Source organism: Robbsia betulipollinis, assembly GCF_026624755.1.
GTDB classification, from domain to species: domain Bacteria; phylum Pseudomonadota; class Gammaproteobacteria; order Burkholderiales; family Burkholderiaceae; genus Robbsia; species Robbsia betulipollinis.
Window position 1 is genome coordinate 2492050 of sequence record NZ_JAPMXC010000001.1, and the last position, 16416, is coordinate 2508465.

The window sequence follows — 16416 nt, forward strand, 5'->3', positions numbered from 1 at the left end:
GGGGGAGGACGGTGCCGGCATCAGACGGCGTCGTGGTGGCGCGCCCACTTGTCGATCGTCACCGGCTTGCGCTCGCGTAGCGCCGCCAGCAATGCCGGTACCTGGTTTTCGACGACGAGCAGGTCGACGAAGCTTTCCCGCAAAAAGCCTTCCTGCGCGGTGTGACGCAGCATCGCCAGCAGCGGATCGTAGAACCCCGCCACGTTCAGCAGGCCGATCGGCTTGTTGTGATAGCCCAGCTGCGCCCAGGTATAGACCTCGAAAAGTTCCTCCAGGGTGCCGGCGCCGCCGGGCATTGCGATGAAGCCATCGCACAGGTCCGCCATCATGCGCTTGCGCTCGTGCATGTCGGCCACCACGTGCAGTTCGCTCAATCCGGTGTGCGCGACTTCCCGGTCGACCAGCAACTGCGGGATGACGCCGATGGCGCGTCCGCCTGCGGCCAGCACGGCGTCGGCGATGCGGCCCATCAGGCCGACCCGTCCCCCGCCGTAGACCAGCGTGATGCCCGCGGCGGCCAGCGCCTGGCCGAGGGCGGTCGCGGCTTCGCGATAAGTGTCCCGGGTACCGAAGGCCGAGCCACAATAAACACAGACGGCTTGAATCATGGTGATTTTTCTGAAGCGAGGGGAAGGGGGGCGGCGCCGGCCGGAGGGAGCGACGCGCGCGCGGGGGCGGGCGTGCCGGCGACGTCCGGGACGGGCGGCGGCAGCGTGCCGCTGGCGATGTCGTCGAACATTTGCCGCGAGCGGCCCCTCAGATAGGGGGCCATGATCGACAGGATCTGCAGGCTGGCCTGGTGCAGTTCGGTGCGGATCGCTTCCTGTTCGTTGTACTGTCGCGGATTCATCACGAATTGGTAGGACAGCCAGTACGTCGCGATCACGCCGATATTCGTCGAGATGACGCCGATCTGCGCCGGTGTCGCCAGCATTTCGTCGTCGGCGACGAGTTGCTCGCACAGATCGCGCGCGAAGCGCACCTTGTGCCCGACGATCTGCTTGAAGTGCAGTTCCAGCGTCCGGTTGCGCGCCAGCAGATCGTTCAGATCGCGATAGAAGAAACGGTAGGTCCAGAGAAAATCTGCCATGTACTTCAGGTAATGCCAGACCTCATCGATGGTCGGCCGGCGTTCGGCGAATTGCAGACGCTTTTCGATCTCGCTTTCGAACTGCGCGAAGATGCTGTTGATGATGTCGTCTTTGTTGCGAAAATGGTAATACAGGTTTCCCGGGCTGATCTCCATCTCCTCGGCGATCGTCGTCGTCGTGACGTTGGGCTCGCCGAGTTCATTGAAGAGTCGGAGGGACAACTCGAGTATCCGTTCGCGTGTACGGCGTCGCGGTTTGGCTTCCATGGTCTCCTGCGGATCGCCGCGGGTTTGCTGCGCGTGCAACGGTGAGGTATCGGCCGATTATACGCGCGCACGGGTGCCGCTTTTCATTGCAATGGGAGCGCGCCGCATCCAGGCCGGGCCGCCCTCGGGCCGGGCCTGGCTCAGGCACCGACGGCGTCGCTCAGCGACGGGTCCGCGCACGGATGCGCGCGGAACCGCGCCTTCGCCGCATCGCGCAGGGCCGTACGCAATCCTTCCTCGAAGACCGGATGGTAGAACGGCATGGTCAGGATCTGGTCGAGCGTCATGCGCTGCTGTACGCACCACGCGATCAGATGCCCGAGGTGCTCGCCGGCCGGTGCGATGCCTTCGGCGCCCAGCAGATGGCCGGTGCGCAGGTCGGCGTAGACGCGCAGCAGCCCGTGATTGCGCTGCGTTACCCGGCTGCGTCCCTGATTCTCGAAGCTCACCTCGCCGATGACGATGGCGTCCGGATCGAGCGCCGACAGCGGCTGGCCCGCCATCAGCACGCCGGGGTCGCAGAACACGAGCGACAGTACGACCGGGCGGGACTGCGGCACGGCGGCGGGCCAGCGTACGGCGCCTTCGCCCGCGATACGACCCTCGTTCGATGCGTCGTTGAGCCAGGGGCGTTGATGGTTCGCGTCGCCGGCGATGAAGATCGGTGCGCCTGCGCCGGGATGCGCGGCGGCATCACGGCCGGTGCGCTCGCTCAGGCACTGCAGCGTGTCCGGGTCGAACAGCGGCACGCCATGCGCATCGCACCGCACCGAGGTGTTCTCGAGCGACAGTTTCTTCAGGTTCGGCGCGCGTCCGGTGGCCATCAGCACGAAGTCGTACGTTTCGCAGCGCGCCACGCCCTGGGCGTCGGCGAAACGCAGTTCGGCGCGGCCGTCGGCGCGCAACGCGGCGTGTACCTCGGCATGTTGATGAATCGGGAATTCGCGGGTAAAGCGTCGCAGCGCATAGTCGGCGACCTTGGGGTCGCTGATCGAGGCGATGCCGCCGCCCTTGCCGAACATCGTCACGTCGACGCCGAGCCGCGACAGCGCCTGTCCGAGTTCGATTGCGATGACGCCGGTGCCCACCACCGCGAGGCGGCGGGGCAGCGTGCGCCATTCGAAAACATCGTCGCTGGTGACGAGCGTGGGCCCGAGCACCCGATATTCCTCCGGGATCACGGCGGCGCCGCCGGTGGCGATGACGCTGGCGCGGGCATGCACTTCGGTGTCGTCCCCCACCTGCAGCACGGTGTCCGACAAGAAACGGGCGAGGCCGCGGAGCTTGTCCGCGGCCGGGAATGTTGCCACCTCGTCCACCACCAGACCCGCGAAACGGTCGCGCTCACGGCGCACGCGTTCGAGCACGCGCGTCTCGTCCACGCGCGGCGGCGCGTCGAGCGCGATGCCGAAACCGTCGAGCAGCGTCGTGTCGTGCAGCGCATTCGCCGCGGCGATCAGGAGCTTGGAGGGCATGCACGCATGACGCGCGCAGGTCGTGCCGTATTCGCCGGATTCGATGAGCACCGTCCGCGCGCCTTGCTTGACGGCGGCGCGGTAGGCCGACATCCCGGCCGAACCGGCGCCGATGACGGCAACGTCGACCTCGAGGCGGCGGCTGCTTGTTTGACTCATCGCGTTTCTCCGTTGACTCGCGCCACGCGCGATAACTGGGTAATTTGCCATAAGTCCACGCATGGCGTGCGGCGGCCGTGCGTGGGGGCCCCGGTGGACGGGATCAGGGCCGGGACAGATCCCCGTCGCCCTGGTTGACCGCCGGAAGGGCGCCAGCGCCACTATGCCGATGGCTGGCACTGGCCGGCGGTGGCGTCGGCACGGGAGTCGCCATGGCTGCCGCGGGCGCGACGTTCGCCGGCGCGGCTGCGCCGGGGCCGGGGGTGGGGCGCGGGGCGGACGTGTCGCTGGCGGCGTGCGCCGCCGCGCGCGGTGGCGCATGCCGCGAGTGGGGCACCGGATTGCCGCCCGGCGGCGCGCTTACCACCAGCGGCCGTCGGTGACTGCGTTCGGCGGCGGCGAGGTTCTCCTTCTGCGCGTCGGGCAGCGCGAGATAGGCGTGCCAGGCCTGCTGACGGGCGTTGGGCGGGAGCACGCGCGACATTTCGTAATTTTCGCGTGCGATCCGGCGCTCATCGGGCGTCATCTGCGTCCAGCGCAGCATGCGTGCGTGCAGACGCTGCTGGGCTTCGGGCGACATCCGGGTGTACACCGAGGCGATCGCCAGCCACTTGCGCTGCTGTGGAAACGAGAACCCGTCCCATTCGGAGGCGAAAGGGGCGAGCGCGATGCGCTGCATTTCGTCGAGACGACGCCAGCTTACCCCGCTGTCCGGTACCTCCGGGACGAATCGGGCGCGCGCCACGGGGGCCGCGGGTGGCGTGGCAGGCGACGGGACGGGAGGCGACGTGGCCGACGCGGCGGAAGGCGGAGCGGGCGGCGCGACGGACGGCACCGACCCCGCCTTCCGGACCGTGCCCCGCGGCACAGGCGGCGTGCCCGACGCACTCGACGGACCCGCCGCGCCCGACGCGCCCGATGTCACGCCCTCGGGCACGTTCAACGCCGGGAGTTGGGCGGCGGCGGACGTGACGCCAACCGGATGCCAGCGCGGCCAGGTGGCCAGCGCGCAGACCGCGGCGGCCACGACGGCGGTCAGCAGCAGCGCCGGAATGCGTGTCGTGCCGCCGCTGGTATGCCCGGGACGGCTGTCGATGCGCGAGTTCAACGGCTGCGTGCCAGATATTCGTTGAAACCGTGATCGAGATAGGCGTCCAGCGGCAGCGCGTCGCTCAGCACTTCCGCATCGAGACTTGCCAGTTCCGCCACCCGCTGCTGATCTTCCCAGTGCACGACGCCGAACAGCACCGCGACCAGCGCCGCGAGCGGCAACCAGACGCGCAGGCGGGCGGGGCGGGCAGGGCCTGCCGGGCGCGAGGCGCCGGTACCGGCCAGCGCGGGCACCAGGACCGGTTGACGGACAGCCACCGGCACGGCGGCTTTCTTGCGCGCCATCGCCAGTTGCCGGGCCGTGGCCAGGCGGGCCGCGGCGGTGTCCGATACCTGTGCAGCGCCCTCGTCGAGCACCCGGCGAATCTTTCTGGCGAGGATGACCTCGTTGAAGTCAGGAGCGGAACTCATAACGTGATTCCCTTGGCGGTTAATGCATCGGACAGGGCGCGCACGGCGCGGGAGCAATGCGTCTTGACGCTGCCCTCCGAGCAGCCCATCGCGGCTGCGGTCTCGGCGACGTCCATATCCTCCCAATAACGCATCAGGAACGCTTCCCGTTGACGCGTCGGGAGATTTTGAATTTCAGCCTCGATCATGCCGACGATCTGCTCGCGGCTCACGGTGTCCTCGCTGCTCGCGGTAAAGCTCGTCGACTGGGCATCGATGCGTTCCATCGGATCGCCGTCGTCGTCGGACTGAAAACTCGAGAACAGGCTGATGCGCGCGTCCCGTACCTTCTTGCGCCGGAAATGGTCGAGTACCGTCGTCTGCAGAATACGCTGAAACAGGAAGGGCAGTTCGGCGGCGGGCTTGTCGCCATAGTGTTCGGCGAGCTTGATCATCGCGTCCTGGACGATGTCCAGCGCGGCGTCTTCGTCGCGCACCGCGAAGATCGTCTGCTTCAGCGCGCGGCGCTCGGTGCTGGCCAGGAAATCGGCGAGTTCCTTGTCTGTTGCCATCCGTCGTTCGACGTGCGCAGGCGGGCCTGCTTGTGGCTTGCCGGGCGGCAAAAACGGTGGATGTTACCAAAAATGTCGGCGCCGTGCCGGGTGTTGCACGGCCGCGGCGGGCGAATCGCGGGTCAACGGCGGCGCACACACGGGGGCATGGATGACGCTGTGGGCGCTTATACCCTATTTCGACGCCGAAAAAAATGGTTGACCCCACAGGGGGCGCCCGCTATCTTAGCGGACTCGCCGTTGTCGCTTGAAAACGTCACATCGTTCACACGCGCGGCGAACGTCGCTGTTGTCCGCTTGCTGTTGTTGCTGTTGTTGCTGTTGTTGCTGTTGTTGCTGTTGTTTGCTTTCACGCTCTTACCGAAGCTCTGTCTCATCGAGGGCTGTACCTACCCGGTCACCCTTTCGTTGGACGCATCGCTCGAACCCGCGCCATAAGTGCGAGGAGAGAGCAACCGATCAATTTTTTGCCGAAAATTGCAAAGGCCGATCATGAACATGCCACGCGCGGAACTGCCACCGCACGATGCCAACGCTCCCGCGTCGCGCACCACTCGCCCCGATTCCGTTCCCGCTTCCTCCACGACGCCCGTGCCGCCGTCCGTGCACGTCTCGTCGACCACGCCCGAAGTTCCCGACCAGTCGATCGGCGCGACCGTGTTGATGCGCGCGCTGCAGGAAGAGAACGTCGAGTACCTGTGGGGCTATCCCGGCGGCTCGGTGCTCTACATCTACGACGAACTGTACAAGCAGGACAAGATTCACCACATTCTGGTGCGCCACGAACAGGCCGCCGTGCACGCGGCGGACGCGTACGCGCGTTCGACCGGCAATGTCGGCGTCTGCCTCGTGACCTCCGGCCCGGGCGTCACCAACGCCGTGACCGGCATCGCCACGGCCTACATGGACTCGATCCCCCTGGTCGTGCTGTGCGGCCAGGTGCCCACGGGCTCGATCGGTCAGGACGCCTTCCAGGAATGCGACACGGTGGGCATCACGCGCCCGTGCGTCAAGCACAATTTCCTCGTCAAGGACGTGCGCGATCTCGCGGCCACCGTGCGCCGCGCGTTCTACATCGCGCGTACCGGCCGGCCGGGCCCGGTGCTGGTCGACATTCCGAAGGACGTGTCGCGCGAGGCGTGCGAGTACGTGCTGACCAAGAACGTCGCGCTGCGCTCGTACAATCCGGTGCTCAAGGGCCATTCCGGTCAGATCCGCAAGGCGCTGGCGTTGCTGATGTCGGCCAAGCGCCCCTATATCTATACCGGCGGCGGCGTGATCCTGGCCGACGCGGCACGCGAGTTGAACCAGTTCGCCGATCTGCTCGGCTTTCCGGTCACCAACACGCTGATGGGGCTGGGCGGCTACCGCGCGAGCAGCAAGCAGTTCCTCGGCATGCTCGGCATGCACGGCACGTACGAAGCCAATATGGCGATGCAGCACTGCGACGTGCTGATCGCCGTCGGCGCACGTTTCGACGACCGCGTGATCGGCAACGTCGAACATTTCGCCTCGGCCGCGCGCAAGATCATCCATATCGACGTCGATCCCTCGTCGATCTCCAAGCGCGTCAAGGTGGATATTCCCATCGTCGGCGACGTGCGCGAGGTGCTCAAGGACATGCTCGAGCACCTGCAGACCGCCAGCGAGGGGCCGGACACCGCGGCGCTGGCCGACTGGTGGCGGCAGATCGAGGCCTGGCGCGCGATCGATTGCCTGAAGTACGACCGCGACAGCGAAATCATCAAGCCGCAGTATGTCGTCGAGACGCTGCATCGGTTGACGAAGGGCGAGGCGTTCGTCTGCTCGGACGTGGGCCAGCACCAGATGTGGGCCGCGCAGTATTACCCGTTCGAGAAGCCGCGCCGCTGGATCAATTCCGGTGGCCTGGGCACGATGGGTTTCGGTCTGCCGGCGGCGATGGGCGTGAAGATGGCGCATCCGGACGACGACGTCGTCTGCATCACCGGCGAAGGCTCGATCCAGATGTGCATCCAGGAGCTGTCCACCTGCAAGCAGCACAACACGCCGATCAAGATCGTCTCGCTGAACAACCGCTATCTGGGCATGGTGCGGCAGTGGCAGCAGATCGAGTACAAGAAGCGCTACTCCCATTCCTACATGGACGCGCTGCCGGACTTCGTGAAGCTGGCGGAGGCTTTCGGGCACGTGGGCATGCGCATCGAGCGCACCGCGGACGTCGAACCCGCGCTGGTCGAGGCGCTGCGCCTGAAGGACCGCACGGTCTTCCTCGATTTCCAGACCGATCCGACCGAGAACGTCTGGCCGATGGTGCAGGCGGGCAAGGGCATCACGGAAATGCTGCTCGGATCCGAGGATCTGGCCTAGTCCCCGGCCGCGCGTCCCGGGGGCGCGCGCCGGGCGATGTTCGAAGCACCGCTTACCGCTCACCCCGCCGTCGCCGCCGCTGACGGCGAGGACGGACAGGAAGACGACAGTTCACTATGAAACACATTATTTCGATATTGCTTGAGAACGAGCCAGGCGCGCTGTCGCGCGTGGTCGGCCTGTTTTCGGCGCGGGGATACAACATCGAATCCCTGACGGTCGCGCCGACGGAGGATCAGTCCCTGTCGCGCATGACCATCACCAGCATTGGCTCCGACGATGTGATCGAACAGATCACGAAGCACCTGAACCGCCTGATCGAGGTGGTCAAGGTGGTCGACCTGACCGAGGCCGGCCATGTGGAGCGCGAGTTGATGCTGATCAAGGTGAGGGCGGTCGGCAAGGAGCGCGACGAAATGACCCGCATGGCGGACATCTTCCGCGGCCGGGTCATCGACGTCACCGAAAAGACCTACACCATCGAGTTGACCGGCGACAGCGCGAAGCTCGACGCCTTCGCTCGGGCATCGGCCGGGGCGAACGGATCCTGAAGGTCTAGTTTCTGAAGGTTTCCACCGGCCAGGCCGGTCATTGCACGCCATCACATCATTCGAAAGGAAGAACCAAATGAAGGTTTTCTACGACAAAGACGCCGATCTCTCGTTGATCAAGGGCAAGAAGATCACCATCGTCGGCTACGGCTCGCAAGGCCACGCGCACGCGCTGAACCTGAAGGAAAGCGGCGTCAACGTCACCGTCGGCCTGCGCCGCAACGGGGCGTCGTGGAGCAAGGCCGAGGCTGCGGGCCTGCCGGTGAAGGAAGTCGCCGAAGCGGTCAAGGGCGCCGACGTCGTCATGATGCTGCTGCCCGACGAGCAGATCGCCGCGGTGTACAGGAACGACATCGAGCCGAACATCGCCGACGGCGCCGCCCTCGCGTTCGCGCATGGCTTCAACGTGCACTACGGGCAGGTCGTGCCGCGCAAGGATCTCGACGTCATCATGATCGCCCCGAAGGCGCCGGGTCACACCGTGCGCTCGACGTACGCGCAGGGCGGCGGCGTGCCCCATCTGATCGCCGTGGCGCAGGACAAGTCCGGCGCGGCGCGCGACATCGCGTTGTCGTACGCGGCGGCGAACGGCGGCGGACGCGCCGGCATCATCGAGACGAATTTCCGCGAAGAGACCGAGACCGACCTGTTCGGCGAGCAGGCCGTGCTGTGCGGCGGCACCGTCGACCTGATCAAGGCGGGTTTCGAGACGCTGGTGGAGGCCGGCTACGCGCCCGAAATGGCGTATTTCGAGTGCCTGCACGAGCTCAAGCTGATCGTCGACCTGATCTATGAGGGCGGCATCGCCAACATGAACTACTCGATCTCGAACAACGCCGAGTTCGGCGAATACGTGACGGGGCCGCGGATCGTCACCTCGGCGACCAAGGACGCGATGCGCGCGGTGCTGAAGGACATCCAGACCGGCGAATACGCGAAGCAGTTCATTCTCGAGGACCGCGCCGGCCAGCCCACGCTGCAGTCGCGCCGCCGCCTGACGTCGGACCATCCGATCGAACAGGTCGGCGAGAAGCTGCGCGCGATGATGCCGTGGATCGCGAAAAACAAGCTCGTCGACCAGTCGAAAAACTGAAATCGACGCGGCGCGTCGGCACAAACGCGCGATAAGGTGGGAAAATAGCGCGCCGGCGTGCCTTCGGGCATGTCACGGAAAAAGCCGCGCCGGGTCATCGTGCCCGGCGCGGCTTTTTCGCCGACGGGCATCCCATTGTCAACCGTTCGACCGAATTCATGAATTATCCTCACCCGATCATCGCGCGCGAGGGCTGGCCGTTCATCGGCATCGCCGCCGTGCTGGCCGTGCTGATCCAGTCGCTGAACGGTTTTGGCTGGGCCTGGCCGTTCTGGCTGCTGCTGATCTTCACGGTGCAGTTCTTTCGGGATCCGCCGCGTGCGGTTCCGGCGCAGTCCAACGCGGTGTTGAGCCCGGCCGATGGCCGCATCGTCGCGGTCGAGACCGTGCACGATCAGTACGCCGATCGCGAGGCGCTGAAGATCAGCGTTTTCATGGGCGTCTTCAATGCCCATTCGCAACGCTCGCCGGTGGATGGCACGGTGCGCAAGATCGAATATTTCCCCGGCGCCTTCCTGAATGCCGAACTGGAAAAGGCCTCGCTGCGCAACGAGCGCAACGCGCTGGTGTTCGACCTGCCCGGCGGGCAGGTCGTCAGCTGCGTGCAGGTGGCGGGGCTGGTCGCCCGGCGCATTCTCTGCTATGCGAGGACGGGCCAGACGCTCGCGCGTGGTCAGCGCTACGGCTTCATCCGCTTCGGTTCCCGCATGGACGTCTATTTGCCGATCGGCAGCCGCCCGCGCGTGGCGATCGGCGAGAAAGTTCATGCATCGTCGACGATCCTCGCCGATCTTGCCTGAGACGGTGCCGCTCGCCCAGGTCCGGGGGCGTCGACGACGGCGCTCCCCGAGGTCCCTTTCATTCGTACAGGAGAAGGCATTTGGCCCTGAAGCCGCGGCGTAATCGCCTCCAGAATCCGTCCTCTTCCTCGGTGCCCCTTCGGTTCCGGCGGCGGCCCAAGCGCGTCGATCCGCGCGATGCCGATACGCCGCGGGCACGCCGGCGGGCCGAACGGCAGCAACTGCTGCGCAAGCGCGGCATCTACCTGCTGCCGAACGCCTTCACCACCGCCGCGCTGTTTTGCGGTTTCTTTGCGATCGTCCAGGCGATGAACCTGCGCTTCGAGAGCGCCGCGATCGCGATCTTCGTCGCCATGGTGCTCGACGGCATGGACGGCCGGGTCGCGCGCATGACCAATACCCAGAGCGCGTTCGGCGAGCAGTACGACAGTCTTTCGGACATGGTGTCGTTCGGCCTGGCGCCGTCGCTGGTGGTCTACGAGTGGGCGCTGCGCGACCTGGGGCGCTGGGGCTGGCTGGCGGCCTTCGTCTACTGCGCGGGTGCCGCGCTGCGCCTCGCGCGGTTCAACACCAATATCGGCGTGGTCGACAAGCGCTTCTTCCAGGGGATTCCGAGCCCCGCCGCAGCGGCGCTGATCGCCGGCTTCGTGTGGCTCGCGATCGACAACCGCCTGCCGGTCAGCCTCTTCTGGCTGCCGTGGGTGGCGTTCGGGCTGACGATCTACGCGGGGCTGACGATGGTGTCGAACGCGCCGTTCTACAGCGGCAAGGCGCTTGACGTGCGCCACCGGGTGCCGTTCGGCGTGATCGTGCTGCTGGTCGTGGGCTTCATCGCCATCTCGTCCGATCCGCCCATCATGCTGTTCGGCCTGTTCGTGCTGTACGGTCTGTCCGGCTATGTCTTCTGGGTGTACCGGGCTTTGCGCGGGCGGCGCGGCGCGGTGTCCGCGGGTTAGACAGGCCGGGCGGACAGCCTGCCCGCCCGGCACGGATACGCCTCAGAAATTCCCGAAATGGCGGTCCGGATCGTGCAGGGGGTCGGGCGTCTTCTGCGTGGAGCGCACGATGCCGGCGTCGTCGAAATAGAAGTGGTACAGCATGTACCAGACGTCGGCGTCCATATAGCGGTAGCTCCATACCGCCCGTCTCATCAACGGGTAATAGGCCGTTTCTTCCGGCAGGCCGAAATGCCGCTGCACGTCCTCGCGCGTCCACTGGCCGACGACCACCTGCGCGAACGATTCGTTCGTCAGCACCTGGCGGATCGACACCAGCCTGCCCGCCGCGTCCACGTCCGCCGCGGTGGTCGTCTCGCCGAAAGGACGGGTCGGCCACAACCAGCGGTGACCGCCATCGGGCAGCGGATAACTTTCCTTCGGGCTGCCCAGCGCGGCGGTGACGCGTGAGGCGTCCTCGCCGGCCGTGAAGCGTTGCCACGGCGCGGCGCAGGCGCCCAGCGCACCGACCAGCAGCAGGGCGGCGACGCGGCTGCCCAGCCGGGCCGCGCCACGGCAGGCGCCGCGGGCGGCGATCACGGGAACGATCATCCGGAAAACTCCATGACGACACGCGATGGTGTCCGTGACATGCATCTTATGCTAGAATCCGCGATTCGACCTTCGGCCGACCATTGGGCGGAGGACGACTTCACGGCACGGCCCTTTCTTCCGTGACCGCATGTCCACAGTGAATTCAAGGAAAATCATGTCCGTAGCTGATATCAACAAGTCCGAGATCGTCGCGAAGTTTGCGCAAACGCCGAATGACACGGGCTCGCCCGAAGTCCAGGTCGCGCTGCTGACCACCCGCATCAACGAATTGACCGGTCACTTCAAGGAACACAAGAAGGACCATCACAGCCGTCGCGGTCTGCTGCGCATGGTGAGCCGCCGCCGCAAGCTGCTCGACTACCTGAAGGGCAAGAACGCCGATCGTTACCGCAAGCTGATCGAAGAACTGGGCCTGCGCAAGTAACTGGCGCGCGCCGGCAAGCGCCCATCCCGTGGACGAACGCTAGCCGGTTCCGAAAATGCCTGTGTCAGCATCGCTGATGCAGGCATTTTGCTTTTCGGGCGCGACGTCGCGCCGCGACGTCCCCGAGCTGGCCTCACGTCTACCGTATCACCCGATAAGACGAGTCGACCGGTGTCTTGTGTCATTCCAGCGGCATATCGGCCGCCGTGCGGCCCCGCCGGATCGCGGGTCCGCCCGCCGATGCATCGCTGGAATGGCATGGCGCGCCGCTGGCCGACCCGTCCTGCCGCGCCCCCGGGCGCCGTCGTACCAAAGGAGCGTACATGTTCAATAAGATCGTCAAATCCTTCCAGTGGGGACAACACACGGTACGCCTGGAAACGGGCGAGATCGCCCGTCAGGCGAGCGGTGCCGTCCTCGTCGATGTCGACGAGACCGTCGTGCTCGCCACCGTCGTGGGCGCGAAAACCGCGAAGCCGGGCCAGGATTTCTTCCCGCTGACCGTCGATTACATCGAGAAGACCTACGCCGCGGGTCGTATCCCGGGCGGTTTCTTCCGCCGCGAAGGCCGCCCGTCGGAGGGCGAGACGCTGACCTCGCGCCTGATCGACCGGCCGCTGCGCCCGCTGTTTCCGGAAGGCTTCTACAACGAAGTCCAGGTCGTCATCCACGTGCTGTCGATCAACCCGGACGTGCCGGCGGACATCCCCGCGCTGATCGGCGCCTCGGCCGCGCTGGCCGTGTCGGGTCTGCCGTTCGACGGTCCGGTGGGCGCCGCCCGCGTAGCCTATGTCGACGGCCAGTACCTGCTGAACCCGAACCGTTCGCAGATGAAGGGTTCGAAGATGGACCTGATCGTCGCCGGTACCGAGACCGCCGTGCTGATGGTCGAGTCCGAGGCGGACCAGTTGCCCGAGGACGTGATGCTGGGCGCGGTCGTGTTCGGCCACGAGCAGATGCAGGTCGCGATCGACGCGATCCACGACCTGGTCAAGGACGGCGGCAAGCCCGAGTGGGACTGGCAGCCGGCGCCGAAGGACGAGGCGTTGTTCGCGCGCGTCGCGGCGCTCGCCGAGCCGGAACTGCGCGCCGCGTACCAGATTCGCGACAAGCAGGCCCGCACGACGAAGCTGCGCGAGGCGACCGCCGGCGTGAAGCGGGCGCTGGAAGCCGCCACGACGGAACCGGGCGCCACGGCGGACATGGCGGCACCCGATGCCACCACGCTGGGCAACATCGTGTTCGATCTCGAATCGAAGATCGTCCGCAGCCAGATCCTGGCCGGCGAGCCGCGCATCGACGGCCGCGACACCCGCACGGTGCGTCCGATCGAGATCAGCACGGGCATCCTGCCGCGCACGCACGGCTCGGCGCTCTTCACCCGCGGTGAAACGCAGGCGCTGGTCGTCGCGACGCTGGGCACCAAGCGCGACGAGCAGGTCATCGACGCGCTTGAGGGCGAGCATCGCGAACGCTTCATGCTGCACTACAACATGCCCCCGTTCGCGACCGGCGAAACCGGTCGCGTCGGCACGCCGAAGCGCCGCGAAATCGGTCACGGCCGTCTGGCCAAGCGGGCGCTGGCCGCCTGCCTGCCGAGCGAGGAGGAATTCGGCTATACGATTCGCGTCGTTTCCGAAATCACCGAATCGAACGGTTCGTCGTCGATGGCCTCGGTGTGCGGCGGTTGCCTCGCGCTGATGCATGCCGGCGTGCCGATGAAGGCGCATGTCGCCGGCATCGCGATGGGTCTGATCCTGGAGGAAGGCGAGGGCGGCAAGCGCTTTGCCGTGCTGACCGACATCCTCGGCGACGAGGATCACCTCGGCGACATGGACTTCAAGGTGGCGGGCACCGAGACCGGCATCACCGCGCTGCAGATGGACATCAAGATCCAGGGCATCACCAAGGAGATCATGCAGGTCGCGCTCGCGCAGGCGCGCGAGGGCCGCATGCACATTCTCGGCAAGATGGCGGCGTCGGTGTCCGGCGCACGGACCGAGTTGTCGGAATTCGCGCCGCGCATGATCACCATGAAGATCAATCCGGAAAAGATTCGCGACGTGATCGGCAAGGGCGGTTCGGTGATCCGCGCGCTGACCGAGGAAACCGGTACGACGATCGACATCAGCGAGGAAGGCGTGGTGACGATCGCCAGCACCAGCACCGAGGGGATGGAGGAAGCGAAGCGCCGCATCGCCAACATCACCGTCGAGGTCGAGGTCGGGCAGGTCTACACCGGTACGGTGCTGAAGTTGCTGGACTTCGGCGGCATCGTCAACATCCTGCCGGGCAAGGATGGCCTGCTGCACATCTCCGAGATCGTCAACGAGCGGATCAAGGACATCAACGACTACCTGAAGGAAGGTCAGGTCGTGCGCGTGAAGGTCATCCAGACGGACGAAAAGGGTCGCATCCGCCTGTCGGCGAAGGCGCTGCTGGCCGAGGACGCGCCGCCTGCCGCTGAATAAGGCAGAATGAAGTAACCGATCGCCGGTGTCGCCATGACGGGACGCCGGCGATGTTCTTTTTGCGAGATGAAATCATGAAAGCCATTGAAATCAGCGCGTTCGGCGGTCCCGAGGGGCTGCGCCTGACCGAGCGGCCGATGCCCGAGCCGAAGACGGGCGAAGTCCTGATCAAGGTGTCGGCGTCGGGCGTCAACCGCCCCGACGTGTTCCAGCGCCAGGGGCATTACCCGCCGCCGCCCGGCGCATCCGACCTGCCCGGGCTGGAAGTCGCCGGTACCATCGTCGGTGGCGACGTCGCGCACGCGAGCGGCCTGAAGATGGGCGACCGCGTGTGCGCGTTGCTCACCGGCGGCGGGTACGCGGAATATGTGGTTGCGCCGGTCGGCGTGTGTCTGCCGGTGCCCAAGGGCCTGTCCGATGTCGAGGCGGCGTCGCTGCCCGAGACGGTGTTCACGGTCTGGAGCAATGTCTTCGACCGCGCCCGGCTCGGTCGCGGCGAAGGCGGTTCGGCCGAGACGCTGCTGGTGCAGGGCGGCTCGAGCGGCATCGGCGTCGCCGCGATCCAGCTCGCCAGCGCGCTCGGCTACCGGGTGTTCGCGACCGCCGGAAGCGACGAGAAATGCGCGGCCTGCGAACGGCTCGGCGCGGCAAAGGCGATCAATTACAAGAAGGACGATTTCGTCGCGGCGGTGCATGCGCTCACCGACGGGCGCGGCGTCGACGTGGTGCTCGACATGGTCGCCGGCGACTATCTGCCGCGCGAGCTGCAGGCGCTGGCCGAGGGCGGGCGTATCGCGGTGATCGCGTTGCTGGGCGGCGCGAAGGCCGAGATCGACCTGAATGCCGTGCTGCGCCGCCGTTTGACCATCACCGGTTCGACGCTGCGCGCGCGTTCCAGCGGCTTCAAGGCGCAGATCGCCGCGCAGCTGCGCAGCCAGGTCTGGCCGCTGATCGAGGCGGGCCGCATGCGCGCGATCGTCCATGAGGTGATTCCGGCAGCCGAGGCGGCGCGGGCGCATGCCCTGATGGAGTCGAGCAGCCATATCGGCAAGATCGTGCTGGGCTGGTAGCCGCGGCGTGTGGCCGCGCGGCGCCGTTGTGGCTGGCAAGGCGCCGCCGCGCGCGGGCCGTGGCAAGTCCTGTTTGACCCATTGGGGCCTGCCAACGTAAAATAGGCGGTTTTGCGCCCAGCCGTCCCCCCTTTTTTCTTGTGAGTGCCGCCGCAATGTCCGAAATGCCCGAAAAGCGCGTGAAGCTGGTGATCGGTAACTGGAAGATGCACGGCAACCGCGCGGTCAACGCAGCGCTGCTGGATGCGCTGGTCGCGGCGGGAAAGCATCTCCCCGCCCAGGTTCGCGTGGGCGTCTGCGTGCCGTTTCCGTATCTGGGGCAGGCGCAGTCGGCGCTCGAGTGCGGTCCGGTCGCCTGGGGCGTGCAGGACCTCTCGGGCAACGCGGCCGACAAGGGGGCTTTCACCGGCGAGGTGTCCGCGACGATGGCGGTGGATTTCGGCGCGACGCTGGCGCTGGCCGGTCATTCGGAGCGCCGCAATCTGTGCGGTGAAACCGATGGCCATGTCGTCGACAAGGCGCGTTGCGCGCTCGAATGGGGCCTGACCCCGGTGGTCTGCGTCGGCGAGACGCTCGAGGACCGGGAGGCCGGCCGCACCGAGGACGTCATCGGCACCCAGCTCGCGGCGCTGCTCGAGGCATTCGACGTCGCCGCGCTGCGTCAGATGGTGTTCGCTTACGAGCCGGTATGGGCGATCGGCACCGGCAAGAGCGCTTCGGCGCAGCAGGCGCAGGATGTGCACGCTTTCCTGCGCGCGCGTCTGCGGGAAAAGGATGCATCGCTGGCCGGCATTTCGCTGCTGTATGGCGGCAGCGTCAAGCCGGGGAATGCGGCCGAACTGTTTGGTCAGCCGGATATCGATGGCGGTCTGATCGGCGGCGCCGCGCTGGTGGCCGATGATTTCATCGCCATCTGCCATGCCGCCGGTGGCGCCTGACGCGCCCACGGGCATCGAAAGGACATCGAGCGGGCACGGAGCAGAACGGGGCAGGGTCGCCCGCGTCGTCTCACGTCACAATTTTGCGTTTCAATGAGGCATTCGAT

At 66.5% G+C, this 16416-nt stretch carries 16 protein-coding genes and 1 pseudogene; 10 read left to right on the forward strand and 7 right to left on the reverse strand.

The features are described from left to right. Window positions 1-20: 20 nt before the first annotated feature. From OVY01_RS10885 to OVY01_RS10910, 6 genes are all read right to left on the reverse strand, one after another. Window positions 21-605: an LOG family protein gene (locus tag OVY01_RS10885; protein ID WP_267847749.1), complete on the reverse strand. Its 585-nt coding sequence runs from the start codon at window positions 603-605 to the stop codon at window positions 21-23. Continuing rightward, window positions 605-1357, reverse strand: a complete 753-nt coding sequence (locus tag OVY01_RS10890) for a TetR/AcrR family transcriptional regulator (protein WP_267847451.1) — start codon at window positions 1355-1357, stop codon at window positions 605-607. Before OVY01_RS10890 ends, OVY01_RS10885 begins: the two co-directional genes overlap by 1 nt. A 140-nt stretch (window positions 1358-1497) precedes the next feature. Further along, window positions 1498-2991, reverse strand: coding sequence for a dihydrolipoyl dehydrogenase (locus tag OVY01_RS10895; RefSeq protein WP_267847452.1), 1494 nt, complete (start codon window positions 2989-2991; stop codon window positions 1498-1500). A gap of 103 nt (window positions 2992-3094) precedes the next feature. Next, window positions 3095-4099 carry a DUF3106 domain-containing protein gene (locus OVY01_RS10900; protein ID WP_267847453.1) on the reverse strand — a complete coding sequence of 335 codons (1005 nt, stop codon included), beginning with the start codon at window positions 4097-4099 and terminating at the stop codon, window positions 3095-3097. After that, window positions 4096-4512 carry a DUF3619 family protein gene (locus OVY01_RS10905; RefSeq protein ID WP_267847454.1) on the reverse strand — a complete coding sequence of 139 codons (417 nt, stop codon included), beginning with the start codon at window positions 4510-4512 and terminating at the stop codon, window positions 4096-4098. Before OVY01_RS10905 ends, OVY01_RS10900 begins: the two co-directional genes overlap by 4 nt. Continuing rightward, complete coding sequence (locus OVY01_RS10910; RefSeq protein ID WP_267847455.1) at window positions 4509-5063, reverse strand: RNA polymerase sigma factor; 555 nt, start codon at window positions 5061-5063, stop codon at window positions 4509-4511. Before OVY01_RS10910 ends, OVY01_RS10905 begins: the two co-directional genes overlap by 4 nt. Before the next feature lie 159 nt (window positions 5064-5222). Between OVY01_RS10910 and OVY01_RS10915 the strand changes: the two genes are divergently transcribed. The 6 genes and pseudogenes from OVY01_RS10915 (at window position 5223) to pssA (ending at window position 10812) form a co-directional block, all read left to right on the forward strand. Continuing rightward, a complete protein-coding gene (locus OVY01_RS10915) occupies window positions 5223-5501 on the forward strand; it encodes a hypothetical protein (RefSeq protein ID WP_267847456.1) in 279 nt (92 codons plus the stop codon). A 225-nt stretch (window positions 5502-5726) separates the two neighbouring features. Next, window positions 5727-7412, forward strand: coding sequence for an acetolactate synthase 3 catalytic subunit (locus OVY01_RS10920; RefSeq protein WP_432422232.1), 1686 nt, complete (start codon window positions 5727-5729; stop codon window positions 7410-7412). A gap of 116 nt (window positions 7413-7528) precedes the next feature. Then, window positions 7529-7971 (forward strand): annotated as a pseudogene (gene ilvN, locus OVY01_RS10925) (acetolactate synthase small subunit). 68 nt (window positions 7972-8039) lie between these two features. Further along, entirely contained in the window at window positions 8040-9056 is a 1017-nt protein-coding gene (ilvC, locus tag OVY01_RS10930) for a ketol-acid reductoisomerase (protein ID WP_267847458.1), read from the forward strand. A gap of 158 nt (window positions 9057-9214) precedes the next feature. Further along, window positions 9215-9856: a phosphatidylserine decarboxylase gene (locus tag OVY01_RS10935; RefSeq protein WP_267847459.1), complete on the forward strand. Its 642-nt coding sequence runs from the start codon at window positions 9215-9217 to the stop codon at window positions 9854-9856. Between the two features lie 131 nt (window positions 9857-9987). Beyond that, window positions 9988-10812: a CDP-diacylglycerol--serine O-phosphatidyltransferase gene (pssA, locus tag OVY01_RS10940; protein ID WP_267847460.1), complete on the forward strand. Its 825-nt coding sequence runs from the start codon at window positions 9988-9990 to the stop codon at window positions 10810-10812. Between the two features lie 42 nt (window positions 10813-10854). Here pssA and OVY01_RS10945 read toward each other — a convergent pair whose 3' ends face one another. Beyond that, a complete protein-coding gene (locus OVY01_RS10945) occupies window positions 10855-11403 on the reverse strand; it encodes a hypothetical protein (protein ID WP_267847461.1) in 549 nt (182 codons plus the stop codon). A 157-nt stretch (window positions 11404-11560) separates the two neighbouring features. Here OVY01_RS10945 and rpsO point away from each other — a divergent pair, with 157 nt between their 5' ends. The 4 genes from rpsO to tpiA all read left to right on the forward strand — a co-directional run bounded on the left by rpsO (window position 11561) and on the right by tpiA (window position 16309). Then, entirely contained in the window at window positions 11561-11830 is a 270-nt protein-coding gene (gene rpsO, locus OVY01_RS10950) for a 30S ribosomal protein S15 (RefSeq protein ID WP_267847462.1), read from the forward strand. Between the two features lie 323 nt (window positions 11831-12153). Further along, the gene (gene pnp, locus OVY01_RS10955) at window positions 12154-14301 is read left to right on the forward strand and encodes a polyribonucleotide nucleotidyltransferase (RefSeq protein WP_267847463.1); all 2148 of its coding nucleotides are present in this window, start codon (window positions 12154-12156) and stop codon (window positions 14299-14301) included. A gap of 74 nt (window positions 14302-14375) precedes the next feature. Continuing rightward, window positions 14376-15371 (forward strand): NAD(P)H-quinone oxidoreductase, encoded by a 996-nt coding sequence (locus OVY01_RS10960; RefSeq protein ID WP_267847464.1) that lies wholly within the window; start codon window positions 14376-14378, stop codon window positions 15369-15371. A 164-nt stretch (window positions 15372-15535) separates the two neighbouring features. Continuing rightward, a complete protein-coding gene (tpiA, locus tag OVY01_RS10965; protein WP_267847750.1) occupies window positions 15536-16309 on the forward strand; it encodes a triose-phosphate isomerase in 774 nt (257 codons plus the stop codon). The last annotated feature ends 107 nt before the right edge of the window (window positions 16310-16416 follow it).

Coding starts and splice junctions, on each gene's coding strand:
- OVY01_RS10945 (WP_267847461.1), bottom strand. CDS start 11,403: ATGATCGTTCCCGTGATCGCCGCCCGCGGCGCCTGCCGTGGCGCGGCC.
- OVY01_RS10935 (WP_267847459.1), top strand. CDS start 9,215: ATGAATTATCCTCACCCGATCATCGCGCGCGAGGGCTGGCCGTTCATC.
- ilvC (WP_267847458.1), top strand. CDS start 8,040: ATGAAGGTTTTCTACGACAAAGACGCCGATCTCTCGTTGATCAAGGGC.
- OVY01_RS10960 (WP_267847464.1), top strand. CDS start 14,376: ATGAAAGCCATTGAAATCAGCGCGTTCGGCGGTCCCGAGGGGCTGCGC.
- OVY01_RS10890 (WP_267847451.1), bottom strand. CDS start 1,357: ATGGAAGCCAAACCGCGACGCCGTACACGCGAACGGATACTCGAGTTG.
- tpiA (WP_267847750.1), top strand. CDS start 15,536: ATGCCCGAAAAGCGCGTGAAGCTGGTGATCGGTAACTGGAAGATGCAC.
- OVY01_RS10905 (WP_267847454.1), bottom strand. CDS start 4,512: ATGAGTTCCGCTCCTGACTTCAACGAGGTCATCCTCGCCAGAAAGATT.
- rpsO (WP_267847462.1), top strand. CDS start 11,561: ATGTCCGTAGCTGATATCAACAAGTCCGAGATCGTCGCGAAGTTTGCG.
- OVY01_RS10895 (WP_267847452.1), bottom strand. CDS start 2,991: ATGAGTCAAACAAGCAGCCGCCGCCTCGAGGTCGACGTTGCCGTCATC.
- pnp (WP_267847463.1), top strand. CDS start 12,154: ATGTTCAATAAGATCGTCAAATCCTTCCAGTGGGGACAACACACGGTA.
- OVY01_RS10910 (WP_267847455.1), bottom strand. CDS start 5,063: ATGGCAACAGACAAGGAACTCGCCGATTTCCTGGCCAGCACCGAGCGC.
- OVY01_RS10920 (WP_432422232.1), top strand. CDS start 5,727: ATGCGCGCGCTGCAGGAAGAGAACGTCGAGTACCTGTGGGGCTATCCC.